The organism is Methylobacterium sp. D54C, assembly GCF_053345595.1.
Genome location: NZ_JBKFAK010000002.1, coordinates 380,472 through 400,488, shown reverse-complemented (window position 1 = coordinate 400,488; position 20,017 = coordinate 380,472). Strand labels below are relative to the sequence as shown.

The following is a 20,017-nucleotide window of genomic DNA, read 5'->3' as shown; positions in this document are numbered from 1 at the left end:
GCGCGGACGGGCCGGGCCCGACCGCGCGGATGCGGATCAGTTGCGGGTCTTGTCGACCAGCGCCTTCTCGGAGATCCACGGCATCATGCCGCGGAGCTTGGCGCCGACCTCCTCGATCGGGTGGGCGGCGAGCTTGGCGCGGGTCGCCTTGAACGAGGTCTGGTTGACCTTGTTCTCCAGCATCCAGTTGCGGGTGAAGGTGCCCGACTGGATGTCGTTGAGCACGCGCTTCATCTCGGCCTTGGTCTCGGGCGTGACGATGCGCGGGCCGGTGACGTACTCGCCGTACTCGGCCGTGTTGGAGATCGAGTAGTTCATGTTGGCGATGCCGCCCTCGTAGATGAGGTCGACGATCAGCTTCACCTCGTGGAGGCACTCGAAATAGGCCATCTCGGGGGCGTAGCCCGCCTCAACCAGGGTCTCGAAGCCGGCCTTGATCAGCTCGACGAGGCCGCCGCAGAGCACGGCCTGCTCGCCGAACAGGTCGGTCTCGCACTCCTCCTTGAAGGTCGTCTCGATGATGCCGGCGCGGCCGCCGCCATTCGCCGAGGCGTAGGACAGGCCGAGGTCGTGGGCGTTTCCGCTCGCGTCCTGCGCGATGGCGATCAGGGTCGGCACGCCGCCGCCGCGGAGGTACTCGGAGCGCACGGTGTGGCCGGGGCCCTTCGGGGCGACCATCAGGACGTCGAGGTCCTTGCGCGGCTCGATCAGGTTGAAGTGGACGTTGAGGCCGTGGGCGAACAGGAGCGCGGCGCCCTGCTTCATGTTGCCCTCGAGGGACTCGCGGTAGATGTCGCCCTGCAGCTCGTCGGGGGTCAGCATCATCACCACGTCGGCCCACTTGGCGGCCTCGGCGACCGACAGGACCTTGAAGCCCTCGGCTTCCGCCTTCTTGGCGGTGGCGGAGCCCTCGCGGAGCGCGATGACGATGTCCTTCACGCCGGAATCGCGCAGGTTGAGCGCGTGGGCGTGGCCCTGGCTGCCGTAGCCGACGATGGCGACCTTCTTGCCCTTGATCAGGTTCAGGTCGGCGTCACGATCGTAATACACCCGCATGTCTGTCTCCTCTTAGACTTGGTGTTTCGGGTCGGGTTTGGCCCGGCCGTAGAGGGCCAGGAACTGCTCGACGGCGCGGCCCGCGTCGCGCCGGATCTCGGCCCCGTCGAGGTCGAGGGTCTCGCCGAGCAGAAGGCGGATCTGGATATCCCGGCCGACGAGGCCGAAGAAGGTGCGGAAGGCAGCCTCGCTGTCGGCGAAGCTCAGCAGGCCGGCGGCGCGCCCCGCCTCCAGCACGGGCTTCACCCGCTCGCCGATCGCGAAGCGCCCATTCGCCAGGACGATGCCGCCGAGATTGCTCTTGCGCGAGCCCGCATGCGCGATGGCGATGCGGTTCAGCGCCACCGAGGTCGGGCCGGTGATGACCTCAAGCCACGTCACGGCGAAGTCCTGCAGGCGCTCCCGCAGGGTCGCGCCGTCGAGCACCTGCGCGCTGTCGTTCCCGGCATGGACCCGGGAGGCCTGCCAGCGCACCGTCGCGGTCAGCAACCCGTCTCGGTCGCCGAACCACTTGTAGAGCGTCTCCTTCGAGCAGCTCGCCCGGCGCGCGACCGCGTCCATGGTGAGCTGCTCGCCGTCCTCGACCATGAGGCCGAGCACGGCGTCCAGCACCGCCTGCTGGCGTGCCGACGGCTCTTCCCGCTCTGCTGTCGCGCTGGCCTGCATCATCTCGAATGGCGTACCGTACCGTACGGTACGCGTTTTAGGCCGATTCGTAGGGCGCGGCAAGGGGGTGCCGTGACCGCACCTGCTAGCGGGGGAGCGGCAGCCCTTCGCGGGCGAAGACGGCCTGGACAGCCGGGCGCTCGGCGACCCGGCGCGCATGGGCGGTCCAGGCCGGGAAGCGCCCGGCCATGTCGAACCGGAGCACCGGGCCGTTGGCCCAGAACCAGAAGACCGTCAGGTAGGCGTCGACGACGCTGAACCGGTCGCCCACCGCCCAGCCGCCGTGCGACAGGCGCACCTCGGTCATGGTGGCGAGGTCCGCGTAGGTGTTGGCCGCCTTCGCCTTGATGCCCTCGAAGGCGCTCTCGTCCTCGGTGTAGCGCTCGGGCCGGCGGACATGGGCGTAGGTCACGTGGTGGTTGCAGGCGAGCCAGCCGAGCCACTCGTCGGCGGCGGCCTGCTCGCGGAGATCCGTGGGCCAGAGCCCCTTCTCCGGCACCTGACGAGCGACGTGGCGCATGATGGCCGCGCACTCGGTGAGCACCCAGCCGTCCTCGGTCAGCGCCGGCACGCGGCCGCGATCGTTGATCGCGAGGTATTCCGGCCGGCGCTGGTCGCCCGCGGCGAGATCGAGCTTGAGGCCCTCGTAGGGCAGCCCGGATTCCTCCAGGATGATGTGGGCGGCGAGCGAGCAGGCGCCGGGGGCGTAGTAGAGGGTGCGGGCGGTCATGAAAGCCTGTCTGCTGTGGAAAGCATACGAAGAGCGCGCGTATCTCAGACCGTAAGGCCGAGCAGCGTCCTGAGCTTGCCGCGCACGTCGGCCACGATCTCATCGGGCGCGCTGCCAAGACTCCTCAGGATGCGTGTAGCCCTGTCGATCGAGCGGACTTGATCCACCAAGACAGCGCCAGTGACGGAAAGGCCCGCCGGCAGGAACACTTTCGTCGGCCACGGATGCGGATTGCGCGTGATCGGACAGACAATCACGCGACGCGTCAACTGGTTCATGTTCGGATCCGACACGACAAGCGCGGGCCGAATACCCTTTTGTTCCGTGCCGCGAACCGGCTCAAGATCGACGAGCAGGAGTTCGCCCGGCTTCGGCTGCCAGTCAGTATGGGTCGTTGTCGTCATCGATGATCTCGGACCCGCGATCCGGTCCCCAATCGACCGTCGGCGGCTCGGCCTCCGGGCCCAGACGCCGGGCCTCGGCGATCATCTCCTCGAGGGTGTAGACCGGCAGCCCGTCGACATACCGACGCCCGGCCCATTGCGTCGGCTCGGGCTGCGGCGAGCGCTTCGAGACGATCTCCACGGTCTCGCCCTCACGGATGCCGAGTTCCTCGGCCTCCGCACTGCTGAGCCGCACGGCGAGATCGTCGCCCCAGCGAATGACCTTGGCTTCCATCGCTCCGCCTCCTGCGGGGACGGCGCATCGTAGCAGATTCGGGCCGCCGGATCCTACAGCGGCTCCGCCCCGCGCCCCATCGCGGAGATGCCGGTGCGGCAGATCTCCACCAGCCCGATCACGCTCATCAGGCGGACGAACCGGTCGATCTCCTCGGTGGCACCGGTCAACTCGAACACGAAGGAGTTGAGCGTGGCGTCCAGCGTCTTGGCGCCGAAGGCGGCGGCCAGCCGCAGGGCCTCGCTGCGGTGCTCGCCCTCGCCCTTCACCTTCACGAGGCAGATCTCGCGCTCGATGGCGTTGCCCTGGAGCGTGAGGTCCACGACCCGGTGCACCGGAACCAGCCGGTCAAGCTGCGCCTTGATCTGCTCGATCACGGCGTTCGTCCCGGTGGTCACGATGGTGATGCGCGAGATGTGGCGCGCCTCCTCGGTCTCGGAGACGGTCAGGCTCTCGATATTGTAGCCTCGGCCGGAGAACAGGCCCGAGATGCGGGCGAGCACGCCGGGCTCGTTGTCGACGATCACCGCCAGCGTGTGCCGGTTCACCGGCTCGACGCGGACGACATCGGGGTAGTGGGTGTTCATCGCGTTCATCGCCGGTCTCGTCCTCGTCGTTCGACCCATCGCCGCCGCAGCGGCGGATCGCGGCCCGGCGGTGACGCCGGGCCGCCCGCCCTCACACCAGCATCTTGCCTTCCTCGGAGATCACGTCGCCGAGCTCGACGCCGGTCTCGCCGAGGTAATCGGACAGGAGCATCTCGTTGTGCGCCTTGCCCGACGGGATCATCGGGAAGCAGTTCTCGGTCTTGTCGACGATGCAGTCGAAGATCACCGGGCCGTCATGGGCGAGCATCTCCGCGATGGCGCCGTCGAGGTCGCCAGGCTTCTCGCAGCGCATGCCCTTGGCACCGTAGGCCTCCGCGAGCTTCACGAAGTCCGGCAGGCTCTCCGAGTAGCTCTGCGAGTAGCGCGAACCGTGCAGCAGCTCCTGCCACTGGCGGACCATGCCCATGTACTCGTTGTTCAGGATGAACACCTTGATCGGCAGGCGGTACTGCACCGCCGTCGACATCTCCTGCATGTTCATCAGGATCGAGGCCTCGCCCGCGATGTCGATCACGAGCCCGTTCGGGTGCGCGAGCTGGGTGCCGATCGCCGCCGGCAGGCCGTAGCCCATCGTGCCGAGGCCGCCCGACGTCATCCAGCGGTTCGGCTCGTCGTACTTGAAGTACTGGGCGGCCCACATCTGGTGCTGACCGACCTCGGTGGTGATGTAGGTCTCGCGGTCCTTGCAGGCCTCGTAGAGGCGCTGCACGGCGTATTGCGGCTTGATGATCGTGCCCGACGGCCAGTAGGCGAGGCAGTCCCGCGCCTTCCAGGCGCTGATCTTCTGGAACCACGGATCGAGGTTCGACTTGTCGGGCCGCGACGGCAGGGCGCGCCACGCCTCCAGCATGTCGCCGAGCACCGAGGCGCAGTCGCCGACGATCCCGACATCGACCTTCACGACCTTGTTGATCGAGGAGGCGTCGACGTCGATGTGGATCTTCTTGGAGAAGGGCGAGAACGCGTCGAGCCGGCCGGTGATCCGGTCGTCGAACCGCGCGCCGACGCAGATCATCACGTCGCACTCGTGCATCGCGAGATTGGCCTCGTAGGTCCCGTGCATGCCGAGCATGCCCAGGAACTTCTCGTCCGTGCCCGGATAGGCGCCGAGCCCCATCAGGGTCGAGGTGATCGGGAAGCCGGTCTCGCGGACGAGCTCGCGCAGCAGCCGCGAGGCCTCTGGGCCCGAGTTGATCACGCCGCCGCCGGTGTAGAAGACCGGCCGCCGTGCGGTCGCCATCAGCTCGACGGCCGCGCGGATCCGGTCGGCGTCGCCCTTCACGGCCGGGCGGTACGTCTTGTGGCTCGCGATCTCCGGACGCTCGTAGAGGCCCGAGGCGAACTGAATGTCCTTGGGCAGATCGACGACGACCGGGCCCGGCCGGCCGTTCGCCGCGACGTAGAACGCCTCGTGCAAGATGCGCGGCAGGTCGTCGATCGATTTGACCAGGTAATTGTGCTTCGTGCAGTGGCGCGTGATGCCGACCGTGTCGCATTCCTGGAACGCGTCGGTGCCGATCAGGTGCGTCGGGACCTGGCCGGTGATGCAGACGAGCGGGATCGAATCCAGCATCGCGTCGGTGAGCCCGGTGACGATGTTGGTCGCGCCGGGGCCCGAGGTGACGAGGACGCAGCCGACCTTGCCGGACGAGCGGGCGTAGCCCTCCGCGGCGTGGACGGCGCCCTGCTCGTGGCGGACGAGGATGTGCTTGACGGCGTTCTGGTGGAAGAGCGCGTCGTAGATCGGAAGTACGGCGCCGCCCGGGTACCCGAACAGCGTGTCGACACCCTGATCCTGGAAGGCCCGGATGACCATCTCGGCCCCGGTCATGACCTCGCCGCCCATGCTCGTCTCCTCGCGCTCTCCGGAGCCACCGCGATCCCGTGATCGCCGCCCTGCCCCGTCCTCTCTCCCGGCACCCCCGTCACGCGGGGCGGTCTCCGCCTCGCCCGAAGGTGCCTCTCGCCCCGGATCTCCGTCCGTCCCAGTCCTGTCCCGCCCGGACGCGGGCAACAAAAAAGGGCCCCGAGGGACCCTGCATGCGCCACCGCCCGGATCGCGGCCCTCGTTCAGGGCCGCCCCGTCGGTGACGCTACCGCTACAATAAGGACCGTCGTCATCGGAAACCCGAACCTGCCCCGCGGCGGCCACATGATCCGGAACTGGCTCATGGTCGGCACGCGAAGTGTCGGGCCTCTTAGCGGAGAGCGCGGAGCGGGTCAACGCGTCCGGCGCTTGTTTGCGCCGGCTGGATCGTCGAGCCGCCCCTCAGTTCAGCGGCGGCGGGAAGCGGCGGACCCAGTTGCTCGCCGCGTCGTAGGCGGCGCCGAGTTGCAGGCAGGCGAGCTCGCCGTGGTTCGGGCCGACGATCTGGATGCCGGTGGGCAGACCGGCCTCGCCGAAGCCCGCCGGCACGGCGAGCGACGGGAGGCCCGACATCGTCGCGGGGATCGTGATCTGCATCCAGCGGTGGTAGGTGTCCATCGCCCGTCCGCCCACCGTCTCGGGCCAGCGCAGGCCCTTGTCGAACGGGAAGACCTGGGCGCTGGGCATGACCACGTAGTCGTAGGTCTCCATGAAGCGGCGCAGGGTCTCGTACCAGCGGGTGCGCCCCTCCAGCGCCGCGATGATCCGGTCGGCGCCGAGCGCCAGCCCCCGCTCGACCTCCCAGGCCGCCTCCGGCTTCAGCAAGGCCCGGTGGCGGGGCTCGTCGTAGAACGGGCGGAGGTTCGCCGCGACGGTGAAGGCCCGCAGCACCAGCCAGTCCTGCCAGAGGGTCTCCATGTCGTAGCGCGGCATCGCCTCCTCGACGGTGCAGCCGATCTCCGCGAAGGTGGCGAGCGCCGAACGCCCGACGTCGAGCACGCCGGGATCGAACGGGATCTGGCCGCCGCAATCCCCGAGCCACGCGATCCGGGTCCCGCGGAAGTCGCGGGCGAGCGGGCTCGCGAAGGCGGACGGGTCCTGCCGAATGGCGTTCGGGCAGCGCGGGTCGTAGCCCGCCAGCACCGAGAGCATCAGGCCGATATCGCCGGGCGTGCGCCCGATCGCCCCGAGCACGCCGAGGTTCGGGCTGAACACGTCCTTGGCCTCGGCGGGGATCCGGCCCCAGCTCGGGCGCAGGCCGTAGCAGTTGTTGAAGGCCGGCGGGTTGCGCAGGGAGCCGGCATGGTCGCTGCCGTCGGCGACCGGCTGCATCCGCAAGGCGACTGCGACCGCGGCGCCGCCGCTCGAGCCGCCCCCGGTCTTGGCCGGATCGTAGGCGTTGCCGGTGGCGCCGTAGACCGGGTTGAAGCTGTGCGAGCCGAGGCCGAACTCGGGGATGTTGGTCTTGCCGATGAAGATTGCCCCGGCGGCGCGCAGGCGCGTCACCATGATCGAGTCGGTGTCGGCGACCCGGTCGGCGAAGATCGGGGAGCCCTGCGTGAACCGCAGGCCGCGGACCGGATCGAGATCCTTCACGGCCAGCGGGAAGCCGTGCAGCGGCCCGACGGCGTCCCCCCGCGCCAGCGCGGCGTCGGCGGCCTCGGCCTCCCGCAGGAGCGCGGCATCGTCGGCGAGGCCCACGAGGGCGTTCACCTGCGGGTTGATCCGGTGGATCCGCTCCAGATAGGCGCGCATCACCTCCGCGCAGGAGACGACCCGGCCGCGAATGGCGGCCGCGAGGTCCACCGCGCCCATGGCGGTGATGCCGTCCTGTCGCGCGTCCTGCATCTTGCCCTCCCCCGGATCAACGGAAGATCGGTAACCGGAGGTTGGATCCAGGCAAAGATGGCTCTGGCTGATTGGATGGAGTGCCGATCATCGTCGTTGCGAGCGCAGCGAAGCGATCCAGTGTCGCGCGACGATCACCGATGTCGCGCATCCCTGGGTCGCTTCGCTGCGCTCGCGATGACGGAGCGCACCCATCGCCCTGATTCGCTATACCACCGACCAGGGCAGCGTCTCCTCGCCGCGGAACACGACGACTGCCGTGTCGTCGACCGCGACGGCCTCGGCGATGCGGCTCTCCCGCCGCTCGAGAGTGACGGTCTTGGCATTCGGCTCCAGCCCGTGGAAGCGGGCGCCGTTGAGCGACGCGAAGGCCTCGAACTTGTCGAGCGCCCCCTCCTCGTCGAAGACCTGCACGTAGGTCTGGAGCGCGGAAGGCCCGCAGAACACGCCGGCGCAGCCGCAGGACGCCTCCTTGGCCCCGCGGACATGCGGCGCGGTGTCGGTGCCGAGATAGAAGCAGGCCTCGCCGGAGGTCGCGGCTTCGCGCAGGGCCAAACGGTGCCGCTCGCGCTTGGCCACCGGCAGGCAGTAGAGGTGCGGGCGCAGCCCCCCCTGGAAGATGTGCGTCCTGTTGATCACGAGGTGGTGCGGCGTGATCGTCGCCGCGCACCGGCCGCGGTGCTCCCGGACCACGTCGAGGATCTCCGCCGTGGTGGCGTGCTCGACGGTGACCTTCAGCCCCTGATGGCGAGCGAGCAGCGGGATCAAGCTGCCCTCCATGAAGGCGGCCTCGCGGTCGAAGATGTCGATCTCCGGGTCGGTCGCCTCGCCGTGGATCAGGAGCGGCATGCCGATCCGCTCCATGCGCTCCAGGACGGGGGTAATGCCGACGAGGTCCGTGACGCCCGCGTGCGAGTTCGTGGTCGCCCCGGCCGGGTAGAGCTTCGCAGCGACCCAGACCTTCTCAGCGAAGCCCCGCTCGATCTCGTCCGGGTCGGTGTCGTCCCGCAGGTAGCAGGTCATCAGCGGGGTGAAGTCCATGCCGGCGGGCAGGGCCGCCAGGATGCGCTCCCGGTAGGCCTGCGCCGCGGCGACCGTTGTCACCGGCGGCACGAGGTTCGGCATGATGATGCCCCGGGCGAACTGCGCCGCCGTGTAGGGCAGCACCGCCTTCAGCATCGCGCCGTCGCGCAGGTGGATGTGCCAGTCGTCCGGCCGCCGGATCGTGATCCGGTCGACGGTCTTCGCGTCCTGGCGCTCGGCGGGGAACAGGTCGGCGACGCTCATCGCGGGATGCCCCTCAGGCCTGGCCGAAGGCGGAGATGCCGCCATGGGCCGCCGACCACTCCGCCGGCGCGTTGAGGAAGCGCTCGACCTCGGCCAGCGTCTTCGGGTCGAAGGTGCCCATCTCCTTGGCCACCGCCAGCACGTCCCACCACGTGGTGAGATAGTGGAGCTTGATACCGATCTCCTCCATCAGCGCGGCGCTGTCGGGGAAGATGTCGTAGTAGAACAGCACGAAGCAGTGATCGACCTGGGCGCCCGAATCGCGGAGGGCCTTGCAGAAATTGACCTTGCTGCGCCCGTCGGTGGCGAGGTCCTCGACGAGCAGCGTCCGGGCGCCCTCGACGATCTCGCCCTCGATCTGGGCGTTGCGGCCGAACCCCTTGGGCTTCTTCCGGATGTACTGCATCGGCAGCATCATCCGGTCGGCGATCCAGGCCGCGAAGGGGATGCCGGCGGTCTCGCCGCCGGCGATGTGGGTCAGCTTCTCGTAGCCGATCTCGCGCACGATGGTGGCGGTGGCGAAATCCATCAGCGTCGAGCGCAGGCGCGGGAACGAGATGATCTTCCGGCTGTCGGTGTAGACCGGGCTCGCCCAACCCGAGGTGAACTTGAACGGCTCGTCCTTGTAGAAGAGCACCGCCTCGATCTCGAGGAACATCTTGGCCGCCTCGCGGGCGATCACTTTCCGGTCGAGGGGCAGGAAGGGGCTGGTCATGCGGCGTGCGCGCTCCGCTTGGGGCGCTCTCCGGGGCCTTGAGAACCGGTCCGGCCAGAGAGATCGCGTGGGAATAGGGCCTGACCGCCCTCCTCCGCCCTGTCTCCGCCAGCGTCAACCCTGATCGCGGCGCTATCCGCGCCTCACGCAGGTCTGCCGGCCCGCAGATGCGCGAGGTGCCGGATCGCCAGCGCGTAGCCGTGCGTGCCGAATCCCGCCAGCACGGCCGTGGCCGCGAGCGAGATGTAGGAATGGTGGCGGAAGGCCTCGCGGCGGTGAACGTTCGAGATGTGGCACTCGATCACCGGCACCTCGCAGGTGTTCAGCGCGTCGAGGATGGCGACCGAGGTGTGGGTGTAGGCGCCCGCGTTGATGACGATGCCGGCCGAGCCGACGCGGTACTCGTGGATCGCGTCGATCAGCACGTGCTCGGCGTTGCTCTGGCGGAAATCGACCGCGAGGCCGAGGCCGGCGGCCGTCTCGCGGCACAGGGCCTCGACGTCGGCCAGCGTCTCGCGGCCGTAGATCTCCGGCTGGCGCTTGCCGAGCAGGTTCAGGTTCGGCCCGTTCAGGACCAGGACGGTGTCGTTCATCGTGTGCCTCGCGGGTCGAGAGGTGCGGCAAGCGCCCGCAAGACTCAAGTCCGGGCTGTCATCCGGTCGGAGATGTCCCGCACACGGAGCTGCCGCCCGCGCCGGGCGGTTCAGATCCGGATCCCGCGGCGCTATCCCGGTCGCGGAAGCCCGATGCGGCAGGGAGGACAGGCGAATGGCAGGATCCCGGAGCGACGCGCCCGTGGTGATCGCGGTGGCGATCACCGGCTCGGTGCCGCGCAAGACCGACAACCCGGCCGTTCCGGTCACCGTGCCCGAGCAGATCGAGTCGACGCAGCAGGCCTTCGAGGCCGGCGCCACGCTCTGCCACATCCACGTGCGCAACGACGACGAGTCGCCCTCCTCCGATCCGGACAGGTTCGCCGCCGTGCAGGAGGGGCTGCGCCGGCACTGCCCGGGGATGATCGTGCAGTTCTCGACGGGCGGGCGCGGGCGCGACCCGGCCGCCCGCGGCCTCTCGCTCAAGCACCGGCCCGACATGGCTTCCCTGTCCACCGGCTCGGTGAACTTCCCGACGATCGTCTACGAGAATTCCGCGAGCCTCGTGACCGACCTCGCCGGCCAGATGAAGCAGTACGGCGTCCGTCCCGAGATCGAGATCTTCGACCTCTCGCACCTGCACGGCGCCAAGCGGCTGGTGGAGGCGGGCCTGATCGACGCGCGCCCGCACGTGCAGTTCGTCATGGGCGTCCAGAACGCGATGCCGGCCGAGGAGCACCTCCTCGACATCCTGCTCGCCGAGACCCGGCGGATCCTGCCGGAGGCGACCTGGACGGCGGCCGGGATCGGGCGCAACCAAGCGATCGTGATGGACTGGGCGCTCGCCCGCGGGGCGGACGCGGTCCGCACCGGCCTGGAGGACAACATCCGGGTGACGAAGGACCGCTTGGCGGCGAGCAACGCCGAGCTCGTCGGCCTCGCCGCCGAGGCGGTGGCGCGCCACGGCCGCCGCGTCGCCACGCCCGCGGAGGCCCGCGCCGCCCTGGGCCTGGGTTGAGCGCGCGCGGATGTTGCCGCGGTCGCGCGGTGGAGACGGCACCGGATCCATGCGCCTCACGACACGCACGCCGTCCCGACCGCGATCCCTGATCGTCGGCTGCGCCGCCGCGGCCTGCGCGCTCCTGGCCGTGGCCTCGGAGGCCCCCGGTCAGGCCGGACCGGGATCGGCGGAGGCGCTCGTGAACGGGATCCAGACCATTCGGCGCGGCGACACTGTCACGAAGGTCGACCGGACCGGCAAGGGTGCGGTGCTGTGCATGCGCGGCATCCTGCAGGCGATGCGCACCGTCGGACAGGCGTGCCACGCCGGCGCCGACCCGGACTTCCAGCAGGAACTGCGCGCCGCGCTCGCGCGCATCGATCGCTTCATCGCCGACAACGCCCCGGACGGGGCCGTCCCGTCGCGCGACGGGATGACGGAACCGGAGCAGCGGCCCGGCGCGGTCTGCGGCCGCGACGCGGAGGCCCTGTACGAGGCCCTGCGGACCGGCGGCGCCGCGGGCCTGCGCGCCCAGGTCGACGACCTGCTCTCGATCCCGCGCGAGCCGGTCATGAATCCGTGCCTGTGAGCCGGCCGGCGACGTCGCGGTTTCGGGACGTCGCCCGCGCGGCGGCGATCCCGACCCACCTTCTCACGGCCGACCCGGCGTGCTAACGATCCGCCCGCGCGGGTGTAGCTCAATGGTAGAGCAGCAGCCTTCCAAGCTGAATACCCGGGTTCGATTCCCGGTACCCGCTCCAAGCCCGCCGCGCTCTGCGCCTTCGGGCTCACCCGTCAGACCCCGTCAAGCGACGCCCGTGAAGAAGGTGGCGTAGCCGTCGTCGTGCACCCGGGCGAGATAGGCCCGGTACAGCGCGTAGCCCGGCGCCTCCGGCCCGATCCGCCCGTACCCGTGTGCGCCAGCCTGCTCGGGCAGCAGTGCCAGGGGCGCAGCAGCCGGGGTCAGCTGCGTGCCGCGCCCGGCGTGGAGCGTCGTCAGGACCCCGTACATCTCGCCCTGGATGTTGGGGCGGCACAGCACCGCGAGGCGGTGCTGCCCGTGCCAGTTGGTCACGAGGTAGATCATGCCCGACTGGCTCGGCACGGCGACGCTGCCGGACTGCGCGAAGGGGGCGTCGAGCCGCTCGGCCTCGCGGAAGACGAGGCGGGCCGCGTCCGCGTCCCAGGCGATCTCGGTGCGGTAGGCGAAGATCGCGCCCGCCGACCCGAACGACGGACGCAGGGTGAGGTAGCGCCCCTCGATCCAGGCGACGCTCTCCCGCGAGTAGGAGCCGAGCTCGTCGGGCGCGTGACGGGCCGCCTCCGGGGCCGGTCGCCCCGTCTCCTGGCGCAGGGACTGGCCCAGGGCTTCCTCCAGGCGGATCGTCGTCGCCAGGGTGAAGGGCCTGCGGCCGGCGAGCGCCTTCTCCAGGGTCGAGATGCTGATCCGGGCCTCCTCGGCCAGCGTCTGCCGGGAGATGCGCCGGCGGGCCAGCGCCTCGCGCACGGTCTGGGCAATGGCGCGGCTCTGCGCCTCGGACAGTTCGATCTCGCTCACAGGCACGGCTCGCACGGGCTTGACCCGCACAGATCCGCACGAAACCGCACATTCGCGCAAGCGCGGCCAAGCTGACCGTCCACGCCGAGCCGTCAGGAACGCTCCGGCTCCGGGGCCAGCTCGGTCTCGACGATCAGCCGGAGCGGGCCGGCCTGCAGCGCCTCCAGGGGCCAGCAGGTGACGAGGTCGAGATGCCGCCCCGGGGCCTGCGGGTCGATGCCCGACGCGTCCCACCGGGCCACCCGCGTGCCGGTGACGCGGAAACGCAGGGTCCGGCCGTCGCGGCCGGTCACCGTGACGGGATCGCCGGGGCCGAGCTGTCCCAGCACCGCGAACTGCGTGTCGCGGTGGGCGGCGATGACCGCGGTGCCGGGCGCGCCGGCCTCCGGGGTGCCGTCCAGGTGGCCGGGGCCGAAGGCCAGGGCCTGGCCGCTCCCGCCCCGCAGCACCACGAAGCTGCGGCCCGCGACGGTGAGCCGGGCGACCGGCTCGGTGTCGGCCCAGGGCCAGGGCCGGGCGGGCCGACCCTCGGCCAGGGTGCGGGCGAAGGCGCGCTCCAGCAGCAGCTGGGCCAGGGCGGCCTTGGCGGGGATCCAGGCGGCCTGCGCCGCGAAACCGAGCCCCGCGAGGGTGAGGAGGGCCGCGAGGACCCTCCCCAGTCCGGTCACCGTGCGCCGGCTCATCGCGCGTCCCCGGTCCGCCGGCCGCCGATCGTCAGGCCGGTGCCGAGCACGAGACCCAGCAGGGCGAGGAGCAGGCCCAGGCCGAGCTGCGCCACGATGCCGGCCCCGGTCCGCGGCAGGTCGACCGCCGCGCCCTCGGCCCGGATCGGCACGATCCGCGCTGCCCCGTCGTCGGCGGGCGTGGCGCCCGGCCGGTCCGTGCCGAACACCTTGGCGAAGTCCCAGCCCGCCGGCAGGTTCAGCGGCAGGTCGGCGGCGACGAGGGGCGTGCCGGGCGCGCGGCGCGGCGTGGCGTCGACGGCCACGAGGCTGGTCAGCCGCGTCGTCAGGCCGTGCTCCAGGGCCAGCGCCAGGATGGCGGCGTCGGCCGCGTCCGCACCGAGGCGCCCCGTGATGCGCGCCGTCTCGGTCTCGCCGATCCGGGATCGCGCCCAGACCTTGGAGATGCCGGCGCCCGCACCCGCCTCGGCGAGGGGGAGCGTCCGGGTCCATGTCCGGCCGCCCACCCGGCCCGAGACGGTCACGGTCCCGCGGGCCGTTTCCTCGGCCGCCCCCGGCAGCCGCGCGGCGAAGACCAGCGGCTCGCCGCGATACAGGTCGGGCAGCGCGCCCGGCGTGACCTCGACGCCCGGAACCGAGAAGGTCGCGGTCAGGTCGGTGACGGCGGGGGATTCCAGCTTCTCGTAGAGCGCGCGGGTCCGCTCGCCGACCTGCGCGAGGTCGCGGATCTCGGTGAAGCTGCCGCGGCCGATCTCGGCGGCGTGGCGCATCAGGTGGCCGTTGGGCGCCGAGCCGATGCCGACCATGAACAGGCGCGTGCGCCCGAGATTGGCGTGGATCGCCGCGAAGATCCGCTCCTCGTCGCCGACGGCGCCGTCGGTGAGGAACACGACCTGCCGGACGCGCCCGTCCTCGGGGTGCGGGTCGGCGAGGGCCGCCTTGAGCGGCGCCAGCATCTCGGTGCCGCCGCGGGCTTCCAGAGCGGCGACGAAGGCCTGGGCCTGCGCCAGGGCCTCCGGCGTCGCCGGGACGGGCGCGGGATGAAGCGCGTCCCAGGTGTCGTCGAAGCGGATGACGTTGAAGCGGTCCGACGGGGTCAGGCGGGCGAGACCGGCGAGCAGCCCGGCCTTGGCCTGCCGCATCGAGGCGCCCGACATCGAGCCGGAATTGTCGATGACGAAGGTGACGTCGCGCGCCGGCCGGGCGGTCGTGTCGGTCTCGATCGCCGGCGGGCTCACGGCGGCCAGCAGGTAGGTCCGGCCCGCCACGGTCTCGCGGAACAGGCCGAGGCCGGGCACCCGGCTCGGGACCGGCGCCCAGGTTAGCTCGAGGTCGCGGTCGGCCGGGACGACGCCGTCGGCGAGCGTGACCGTTCGCGCCTCCGGGCCGGTCTCGGTCACGCGGATCGCGTGGGTCGCGCTGCGGACGTCACCGACGGGGAAGCCCGCCTGCAGCCGCACGGTGACGGCGACCGGGTTGGTCGGCGACGACAGGGCCGGGTCGAGCACCGGCGGGCTGATCCGGGCGCGATCCGGAACCGGGTCGCGGGCCGCTTCGGCCACGCCGTGGAGGGAGACCGCGTCCACCGGGGCGGGGGCCGGATTGTAGCGGGGCGCGACCACCAGGGGCAGGCGCAGCGTCCGCGTCTCGCCCGAGACGGGGATCGTCTGCTGATAGGTGATCTGGACCACCACCGTCTCGCCGGGGCCGATATTGGCGACCGCGTTGGTGAAGACGTTGGGCCGCTCCTGCGTGGTCAGCGCCGCCGACTGCCCGGCCGCCTTCGCGGCCTCGTAGGCGCGCTTGGCCGCCGCCCGCTCGCGGATGTCGGCGACGATCACGCGGGAGCCGACGACGAGCTTCATCCCGTCGACGGCCGCGTCCTCCGGCAGGGGGTACAGGTAGGTGCCCTCGACCCAGTCCGCCGTGACGTTGCGGAAGGCCTGGGTGACGGTGGCCCGGGCGGTCGGGCCGCTGACGTCGACGCTGATGTCGGTCGCCAGTTGGACGGCCTCGACCGGCGCGGTGCCGGCCGGCCCGCGCAGCGTGAGGCCACCCCGGTCTCGGCCCGGCGCCGCGTGGGCCGAGGCCAGCATGATGAGCAGCGCCAGCAGCGCGAGGAAGAGCGGTGACAGCGCGGCGTTGCGGGGGGACTCGACCGCGGATCGTGGAGCGAAGAACGGCATCGGGGAAACCTCCTGCGCCGGCGGATCGATGCCGGCTCGCCGCTGAAGCTCCCGCGCCAGCCCCTCCGTCGCCACGAGAAGCTTCGCCCTTTTCCAGGCTCGGACCGCACCGGCCGGCCGCGCCCGGGCGGATCTGTGCGGAGCCGGTGCGGAGCTGTGCGTCCCGCGGCGCTTCCCGGCAAATCCGCTCTCGGCTTGACATATGCGCAATCTGCGTCTTAGTTATGCTCAAGTTGAGCAGAAGAGACCGATGACCGAGTCCGAGTTCCTGGCAGGCTACGATCCTGCGGCCTACGAGCGGCCCGCCCTGGCGGTCGATCTCGTCCTGCTGGGGATCCGGGCGGGCCGGCTCGCTGCCCTCCTGCTGCGGCGGGGCCAGCAGCCGCAGGCGGGCCTCTGGGCCCTGCCGGGCGGGTTCGTGGGCATCGCCGAGACCCTCGACGCCGCCGCGGAGCGCGTCCTGCGCGATAAGGCCGGCATCGGGCGGGCGCGGCTCGAGCAGCTCTACACCTTCGGCGCCGTTGATCGGGATCCGCGGATGCGGATCGTCTCGGTGGCCTACCTGGCGCTGCTGCCGGAATCGGCCTTCGCCGAGGCCCTGGCGGGCGGTGCCGGGCTCGCGGCGGCGGCGCTGGTCGTGCCCTGGGCGGGCGAGTCCGGCGGCCCGGTCTCGGCCGAGGCGGAGGACGGCGCACCCCTCGCCCTCGCGTTCGACCACGCCGACATCCTCGCGCTCGCCGTGAAGCGGCTGCGCGGCAAGCTCGACTACACGGATGTCGGCTTCGCGCTGCTCCCGGAGCACTTCACCCTCCGGCAGCTCCAGGACGTGCACGCGGCGATCCGCGGCGCGCCCCTCAACAAATCCGCCTTCCGGCGCCGCATGCGCGACCGGGGCTGGATCGCGCCGACGGGCGCCCGCGAGGCCGGGACGGCGTTCCGCCCCGCCGAACTCTTCCGCTTCGACAGGTCAGGCCAGTTCTAAGCCTTTGTTTCAACGCGCTCTCTTGACCCGAACCGGTATCCACTTCGGCGGAGAGCGCTTCGAGGAGCCCATCATGGCTACGGTCCGCAACATCGGTGTCATCGCCCAGCTCCGGAGCGAGGCGAGCAGCCACATCATCCGCTTCCGCAACGGCCGTGTCCGGCAGAGCGGGCGGGGTCTGGTCTTCTGGTTCCGGCCCGAGACCGCCAGTATCAGCGAGGTGCCGGTGGACGACCGCGAGATGACGCTCTTCGTCCGCGGCCGCAGCCGGGACTTCCAGACCGTCGTGGTCCAGGGGACGATCGGCTGGCACGTCGTCGATCCGGAGCTGCTGGCGAGCCGGGTCGACTTCTCGATCGACCTCCGAACCGGGCGCATGCAGGGCGAGCCGATCGAGCGGATCGAGGCGCGCCTCGGCGGCATCGCCAGCCAGGCGGCGCTCCAGTATCTAGGGGCGAGCCCGATCGGCGCCCTCCTCGACGCCGGGCCGGAGCCGCTGCGCGCCGTGCTGGAACGGGTGCTGTCCGACGCCCCGGCGCTGGCCGAGATCGGCGTGGCGGCGGTGTCGGTGCGGCTCACCAACCTCGCGCCGACGAGCGAGCTGGAGCGCGCCCTGCAGACACCGACCTTCGAGGCCCTGCAGCAGAAGGCCGACGAGGCGACCTTCGCGCGGCGCGCCCTGGCGGTCGAGAAGGAGCGCGCCATCGCGGAGAACGAGCTCGCCACGAAGACCGAGCTGGCCCGGCGCGAGACCGTGCTGATCGCGCAGGAGGCCGAGAACGCCCGCGACCGCGCCGCCGGCGTCGCGGAGGCGCGGGGCCTGGAGGCGGCCGCGGAGGCCGAGCGGATCCGCCTCGTCGAGGGAGCCAGAGCCGACGCAGAGCAGCGCCGCGCCGCCGTCTACCGGGACATGCCGCCCGCCGTCCTGCTCGGGCTGGCGGCCCGGGAACTCGCCGGCAAGCTGGAGACGATCGAGCACGTCAACGTCACGCCCGACCTGCTGGCGGCCGTCCTCGGCGAGTTCCGGGGCGCGCTGTCCCCGCGGCTCGCGCCGCGCTGAGGAGGTCCGCCGTGCCGGCCATCCCCCCCCGCGTGGTCTTCGTCATCCGCGACACGGACTACGAGTTGCTCATCGCCCGGCACGCGACCCGCGGCCAGGTCCGGTTCTTCCTGGAGAGCCGGGGCCAGACGCTCGCCGAGGTCGAGGCGCGCCACGCGCAGTTCCAGGCCGTGCTCGCCGAGGCCCGGTCCGCCGTGCCGCTGGACTGGCGGCAGGCCCTGGTGAAGCGCCCCGACCTCGACCGCTTCCTCTTCGCCCCCGAGGACGTGGTCGTGGCGGTGGGACAGGACGGGCTCGTGGCCAACGTCGCCAAGTACCTCGACGGGCAGCCGGTGGTCGGCGTCAACCCGGCGCCCGACCTCTACGACGGCGTGCTGGCCCGGGCGCGGGTCGAGGCCCTGCGCGCGCTCCTGCCCGCCAGCGCGGCCGGCGCCGCGCCCCTCCAGCGGCGCACCATGGTGCAGGCGACCTTCGACGGCGGCGAGCGGCTGCTCGCCCTGAACGAGATCTTCGTCGGCCACCGCAGCCACCAATCGGCGCGCTACCGCATCGACGACGGGGCGCGGGCGGAGGACCACTCGTCGAGCGGTCTGATCGTGGCCTCGGGCACCGGCCTGACCGGCTGGGCGCGCTCGATCAGCGAGGCGACGCACCTCACCGTGGAGGTGGGCATCGAGGAGGCGGCCTTCGGCTACTGGGTGCGCGAGCCGTTCCCGAGCGTCGCCACCGGCACCGACCTCCGCGGCGGCAAGTTCGCCGGATCGCCCCTCACCGTGGTGTCGCGGATGAACGAGGGCGGCGTGGTGTTCTCGGACGGGATCGAGCAGGATTTCGTCGCCTTCGACTGGGGGCGGCGGGTGAGCCTCGCCCCGGCCGACCGCACCTTCAACCTCGTGGCCGCGTAGCGCGGCGCCGACCGGGCGCCCGACGACCGCCTGTGCGCGAGGCTCGGGATGCTGCCCGAGGGCCCGCTCCGCGCGTTCTTCGCCCGCGCGGGACCGGCATTGACTGAAGAGCCCGGCTGAACACGCCGGCGGCAGACAGCCGCTTTCGCGGGCGTCGAACCGGTCGATGCGACACCTTCGTCATCACGAGCGCAGCGAAGTGACCCAGGGCAGCGCGACGTCCGGAGGCCTGGCGCGGCTGGATTGCTTCGCTCCGCTCGCAAGGACGGGACGGTACAGGTCTCCGACAACGCCGACCGGCGAGGTGCGCCGCCAACACCGCAGATTCCCGCGTCTGGCACGCTTCTTGGTTCGTATTCACTAGCGCAGCGTCGCCCCGGCGGCGGCTAGAGGTTGGCGTGCCGTCGATGTGGTGAGGTGCCGGGCGACCGGATCTCCGCGACTGCCTTGAGCCTGTCCCGAGCTCCGATCCCTCCGTTTCAGCACCGGCACGCGCCGTCCGGCGGATCGCGCGATCCGCCCTCTGAGGAGAGTCGATATGTGCGACCGTCACGGCGATTATCGCGTCCCGGATCTCACGCGGTTCAAGCCCAGTCGCAGGCGCTTCCTCGGCGGGACCGCCGCCGCGCTGACCCTGGCGGTGGGCCCGGGCCTGACCGGCCCGGCCGCGGCGGCCACCGGCATCCGCGCGACCCACGGCACCGGCTTCTGCAACCTGAACTTCTTCCTGGCCGAGGCGATGCAGCTCGCCAAGGATGACGGGCTGACGATCGATTTCGTCAACACGCCGACCTTCTCGGATCAGGTCACCTTCCTCGGCATGGGCCAGGTCGATGCCGGCGTGATGCCCTACACGAGCTTCATGGCCCTCTACGACGCGGGTGCTCCCGTGAAGATCGTGGCCGGCGGCGGCATCGAGGGCTGCGTGCTCGTGGCCCAGCCCGGCCTCGACAGCCCGGAGAAGCTCAAGGGCAAGACGCTCGGGACCTTCCAGCTCGATACGCTCGAGGTCCTGCCTTACGACTGGCTGAAGAAGAACGGCGTCGCCTTCAAGGACATCACCGTCCGCTACATGGGCTCGACCCCGGAGGCCGTGGAGGCGTTCCGCGCCGGGGCGCTGGACATCATCTCGACCATCGAGCCCTACGGCACGGCGCTGCTCACCGACGTGAAGGGCGCGGTGAAGCTCTCCGACGGGACCGACATCTACGGCAAGGGCTACACCGACTGCGTGCTGGCGGTCCGCAACGAGCTGATCGCCAAGAACCCGGCCGCCGTGAAGGCCCTGATCAAGGGCATGATGAAGGCCCAGGCGCTGGCGGAGGGCGACCCCCAGGCCGCCCTGAACAAGCTCGTCGGCTCCTACTACAAGACCTCGATGAGCAACGCCCAGCTCGCCATGGGCCGGCAGCCCTCGGTGGTGGACGCCCGCAACCAGACGCAGTTCATCCTCGACCGGACCGATTCCGTCGCCGAGATGGGCTACATCAAGAAGAAGCCCGGCCGCGACGCGATCGACTGGACCCTGCTGGAACAGGTCATCGCCGAGAACCCGGACCTCTACGGCAAGCTCAAGCTGAAGTCGGCCTGAGCGG

20 protein-coding genes and 1 tRNA gene are annotated in these 20,017 nt (G+C 71.2%); 7 read left to right on the top strand and 14 right to left on the bottom strand.

Going from position 1 to position 20,017, the window contains the following annotated elements:
- Nucleotides 1-36: 36 nt before the first annotated feature.
- From ilvC to aroQ, 11 genes are all read right to left on the bottom strand, one after another.
- Nucleotides 37-1,056 (bottom strand): ketol-acid reductoisomerase, encoded by a 1,020-nt coding sequence (ilvC, locus tag ACLBYB_RS07240; protein ID WP_056531609.1) that lies wholly within the window; start codon nt 1,054-1,056, stop codon nt 37-39.
- A 12-nt stretch (nt 1,057-1,068) separates the two neighbouring features.
- Nucleotides 1,069-1,725, bottom strand: a complete 657-nt coding sequence (locus ACLBYB_RS07235; RefSeq protein ID WP_447698363.1) for a TetR/AcrR family transcriptional regulator C-terminal domain-containing protein — start codon at nt 1,723-1,725, stop codon at nt 1,069-1,071.
- Nucleotides 1,726-1,807: 82 nt separating this feature from the next.
- Complete coding sequence (locus tag ACLBYB_RS07230) at nt 1,808-2,452, bottom strand: glutathione S-transferase family protein (RefSeq protein ID WP_091977792.1); 645 nt, start codon at nt 2,450-2,452, stop codon at nt 1,808-1,810.
- A gap of 44 nt (nt 2,453-2,496) precedes the next feature.
- The gene (locus ACLBYB_RS07225) at nt 2,497-2,856 is read right to left on the bottom strand and encodes a type II toxin-antitoxin system PemK/MazF family toxin (protein WP_447698362.1); all 360 of its coding nucleotides are present in this window, start codon (nt 2,854-2,856) and stop codon (nt 2,497-2,499) included.
- Nucleotides 2,834-3,130: an AbrB/MazE/SpoVT family DNA-binding domain-containing protein gene (locus ACLBYB_RS07220; protein WP_447698361.1), complete on the bottom strand. Its 297-nt coding sequence runs from the start codon at nt 3,128-3,130 to the stop codon at nt 2,834-2,836. The genes ACLBYB_RS07225 and ACLBYB_RS07220 overlap by 23 nt, the downstream gene beginning before the upstream one ends.
- 53 nt (nt 3,131-3,183) lie before the next feature.
- Nucleotides 3,184-3,726: an acetolactate synthase small subunit gene (gene ilvN, locus ACLBYB_RS07215; protein WP_447698360.1), complete on the bottom strand. Its 543-nt coding sequence runs from the start codon at nt 3,724-3,726 to the stop codon at nt 3,184-3,186.
- Nucleotides 3,727-3,808: 82 nt separating this feature from the next.
- On the bottom strand, nt 3,809-5,584 hold the full coding sequence (locus ACLBYB_RS07210; protein WP_100250623.1) for an acetolactate synthase 3 large subunit: 1,776 nt from the start codon (nt 5,582-5,584) through the stop codon (nt 3,809-3,811).
- Nucleotides 5,585-6,007: 423 nt separating this feature from the next.
- Nucleotides 6,008-7,453 (bottom strand): amidase, encoded by a 1,446-nt coding sequence (locus ACLBYB_RS07205; RefSeq protein ID WP_447698359.1) that lies wholly within the window; start codon nt 7,451-7,453, stop codon nt 6,008-6,010.
- 207 nt (nt 7,454-7,660) lie between these two features.
- A complete protein-coding gene (gene pyrC, locus ACLBYB_RS07200) occupies nt 7,661-8,740 on the bottom strand; it encodes a dihydroorotase (RefSeq protein WP_447698358.1) in 1,080 nt (359 codons plus the stop codon).
- 13 nt (nt 8,741-8,753) lie between these two features.
- The gene (locus ACLBYB_RS07195; protein ID WP_056531596.1) at nt 8,754-9,455 is read right to left on the bottom strand and encodes an orotate phosphoribosyltransferase; all 702 of its coding nucleotides are present in this window, start codon (nt 9,453-9,455) and stop codon (nt 8,754-8,756) included.
- 143 nt (nt 9,456-9,598) lie between these two features.
- Entirely contained in the window at nt 9,599-10,048 is a 450-nt protein-coding gene (aroQ, locus tag ACLBYB_RS07190) for a type II 3-dehydroquinate dehydratase (RefSeq protein ID WP_091977797.1), read from the bottom strand.
- 175 nt (nt 10,049-10,223) lie between these two features.
- Between aroQ and ACLBYB_RS07185 the strand changes: the two genes are divergently transcribed.
- The 3 genes from ACLBYB_RS07185 (at nt 10,224) to ACLBYB_RS07175 (ending at nt 11,809) form a co-directional block, all read left to right on the top strand.
- A complete protein-coding gene (locus ACLBYB_RS07185; protein WP_331299386.1) occupies nt 10,224-11,066 on the top strand; it encodes a BKACE family enzyme in 843 nt (280 codons plus the stop codon).
- A 49-nt stretch (nt 11,067-11,115) separates the two neighbouring features.
- Entirely contained in the window at nt 11,116-11,637 is a 522-nt protein-coding gene (locus tag ACLBYB_RS07180; protein ID WP_447698357.1) for a hypothetical protein, read from the top strand.
- 98 nt (nt 11,638-11,735) lie between these two features.
- Nucleotides 11,736-11,809: transfer RNA gene (locus tag ACLBYB_RS07175), tRNA-Gly, on the top strand.
- 44 nt (nt 11,810-11,853) lie between these two features.
- On the opposite strand, the gene ACLBYB_RS07170 is transcribed toward ACLBYB_RS07175, so the two are convergent.
- From ACLBYB_RS07170 to ACLBYB_RS07160, 3 genes are all read right to left on the bottom strand, one after another.
- Nucleotides 11,854-12,606, bottom strand: coding sequence for a helix-turn-helix domain-containing protein (locus ACLBYB_RS07170; protein ID WP_447698356.1), 753 nt, complete (start codon nt 12,604-12,606; stop codon nt 11,854-11,856).
- 92 nt (nt 12,607-12,698) lie between these two features.
- Complete coding sequence (locus tag ACLBYB_RS07165) at nt 12,699-13,289, bottom strand: class GN sortase (protein WP_447698355.1); 591 nt, start codon at nt 13,287-13,289, stop codon at nt 12,699-12,701.
- Nucleotides 13,286-15,475 carry a marine proteobacterial sortase target protein gene (locus tag ACLBYB_RS07160; RefSeq protein ID WP_447698354.1) on the bottom strand — a complete coding sequence of 730 codons (2,190 nt, stop codon included), beginning with the start codon at nt 15,473-15,475 and terminating at the stop codon, nt 13,286-13,288. The genes ACLBYB_RS07165 and ACLBYB_RS07160 overlap by 4 nt, the downstream gene beginning before the upstream one ends.
- Before the next feature lie 250 nt (nt 15,476-15,725).
- On the opposite strand from ACLBYB_RS07160, the gene ACLBYB_RS07155 reads away from it, so the two are divergent.
- From ACLBYB_RS07155 to ACLBYB_RS07140, 4 genes are all read left to right on the top strand, one after another.
- Nucleotides 15,726-16,457 carry an NUDIX hydrolase gene (locus ACLBYB_RS07155; RefSeq protein WP_447698353.1) on the top strand — a complete coding sequence of 244 codons (732 nt, stop codon included), beginning with the start codon at nt 15,726-15,728 and terminating at the stop codon, nt 16,455-16,457.
- A 73-nt stretch (nt 16,458-16,530) separates the two neighbouring features.
- Nucleotides 16,531-17,517 carry an SPFH domain-containing protein gene (locus tag ACLBYB_RS07150; protein ID WP_447698352.1) on the top strand — a complete coding sequence of 329 codons (987 nt, stop codon included), beginning with the start codon at nt 16,531-16,533 and terminating at the stop codon, nt 17,515-17,517.
- A gap of 11 nt (nt 17,518-17,528) precedes the next feature.
- Nucleotides 17,529-18,422: a hypothetical protein gene (locus ACLBYB_RS07145; protein ID WP_447698351.1), complete on the top strand. Its 894-nt coding sequence runs from the start codon at nt 17,529-17,531 to the stop codon at nt 18,420-18,422.
- Between the two features lie 538 nt (nt 18,423-18,960).
- Nucleotides 18,961-20,013 (top strand): ABC transporter substrate-binding protein, encoded by a 1,053-nt coding sequence (locus ACLBYB_RS07140; protein ID WP_234081987.1) that lies wholly within the window; start codon nt 18,961-18,963, stop codon nt 20,011-20,013.
- Nucleotides 20,014-20,017 lie beyond the last annotated feature (4 nt).

Excerpts from the sequence above, each read along its gene's own strand:
- ilvC (WP_056531609.1), bottom strand. The coding sequence starts at position 1,056 with ATGCGGGTGTATTACGATCGTGACGCCGACCTGAACCTGATCAAGGGC.
- ACLBYB_RS07235 (WP_447698363.1), bottom strand. The coding sequence starts at position 1,725 with ATGATGCAGGCCAGCGCGACAGCAGAGCGGGAAGAGCCGTCGGCACGC.
- ACLBYB_RS07230 (WP_091977792.1), bottom strand. The coding sequence starts at position 2,452 with ATGACCGCCCGCACCCTCTACTACGCCCCCGGCGCCTGCTCGCTCGCC.
- ACLBYB_RS07225 (WP_447698362.1), bottom strand. The coding sequence starts at position 2,856 with ATGACGACAACGACCCATACTGACTGGCAGCCGAAGCCGGGCGAACTC.
- ACLBYB_RS07220 (WP_447698361.1), bottom strand. The coding sequence starts at position 3,130 with ATGGAAGCCAAGGTCATTCGCTGGGGCGACGATCTCGCCGTGCGGCTC.
- ilvN (WP_447698360.1), bottom strand. The coding sequence starts at position 3,726 with ATGAACGCGATGAACACCCACTACCCCGATGTCGTCCGCGTCGAGCCG.
- ACLBYB_RS07210 (WP_100250623.1), bottom strand. The coding sequence starts at position 5,584 with ATGGGCGGCGAGGTCATGACCGGGGCCGAGATGGTCATCCGGGCCTTC.
- ACLBYB_RS07205 (WP_447698359.1), bottom strand. The coding sequence starts at position 7,453 with ATGCAGGACGCGCGACAGGACGGCATCACCGCCATGGGCGCGGTGGAC.
- pyrC (WP_447698358.1), bottom strand. The coding sequence starts at position 8,740 with ATGAGCGTCGCCGACCTGTTCCCCGCCGAGCGCCAGGACGCGAAGACC.
- ACLBYB_RS07195 (WP_056531596.1), bottom strand. The coding sequence starts at position 9,455 with ATGACCAGCCCCTTCCTGCCCCTCGACCGGAAAGTGATCGCCCGCGAG.
- aroQ (WP_091977797.1), bottom strand. The coding sequence starts at position 10,048 with ATGAACGACACCGTCCTGGTCCTGAACGGGCCGAACCTGAACCTGCTC.
- ACLBYB_RS07185 (WP_331299386.1), top strand. The coding sequence starts at position 10,224 with ATGGCAGGATCCCGGAGCGACGCGCCCGTGGTGATCGCGGTGGCGATC.
- ACLBYB_RS07180 (WP_447698357.1), top strand. The coding sequence starts at position 11,116 with ATGCGCCTCACGACACGCACGCCGTCCCGACCGCGATCCCTGATCGTC.
- ACLBYB_RS07165 (WP_447698355.1), bottom strand. The coding sequence starts at position 13,289 with ATGAGCCGGCGCACGGTGACCGGACTGGGGAGGGTCCTCGCGGCCCTC.
- ACLBYB_RS07160 (WP_447698354.1), bottom strand. The coding sequence starts at position 15,475 with ATGCCGTTCTTCGCTCCACGATCCGCGGTCGAGTCCCCCCGCAACGCC.
- ACLBYB_RS07155 (WP_447698353.1), top strand. The coding sequence starts at position 15,726 with ATGACCGAGTCCGAGTTCCTGGCAGGCTACGATCCTGCGGCCTACGAG.
- ACLBYB_RS07150 (WP_447698352.1), top strand. The coding sequence starts at position 16,531 with ATGGCTACGGTCCGCAACATCGGTGTCATCGCCCAGCTCCGGAGCGAG.
- ACLBYB_RS07140 (WP_234081987.1), top strand. The coding sequence starts at position 18,961 with ATGTGCGACCGTCACGGCGATTATCGCGTCCCGGATCTCACGCGGTTC.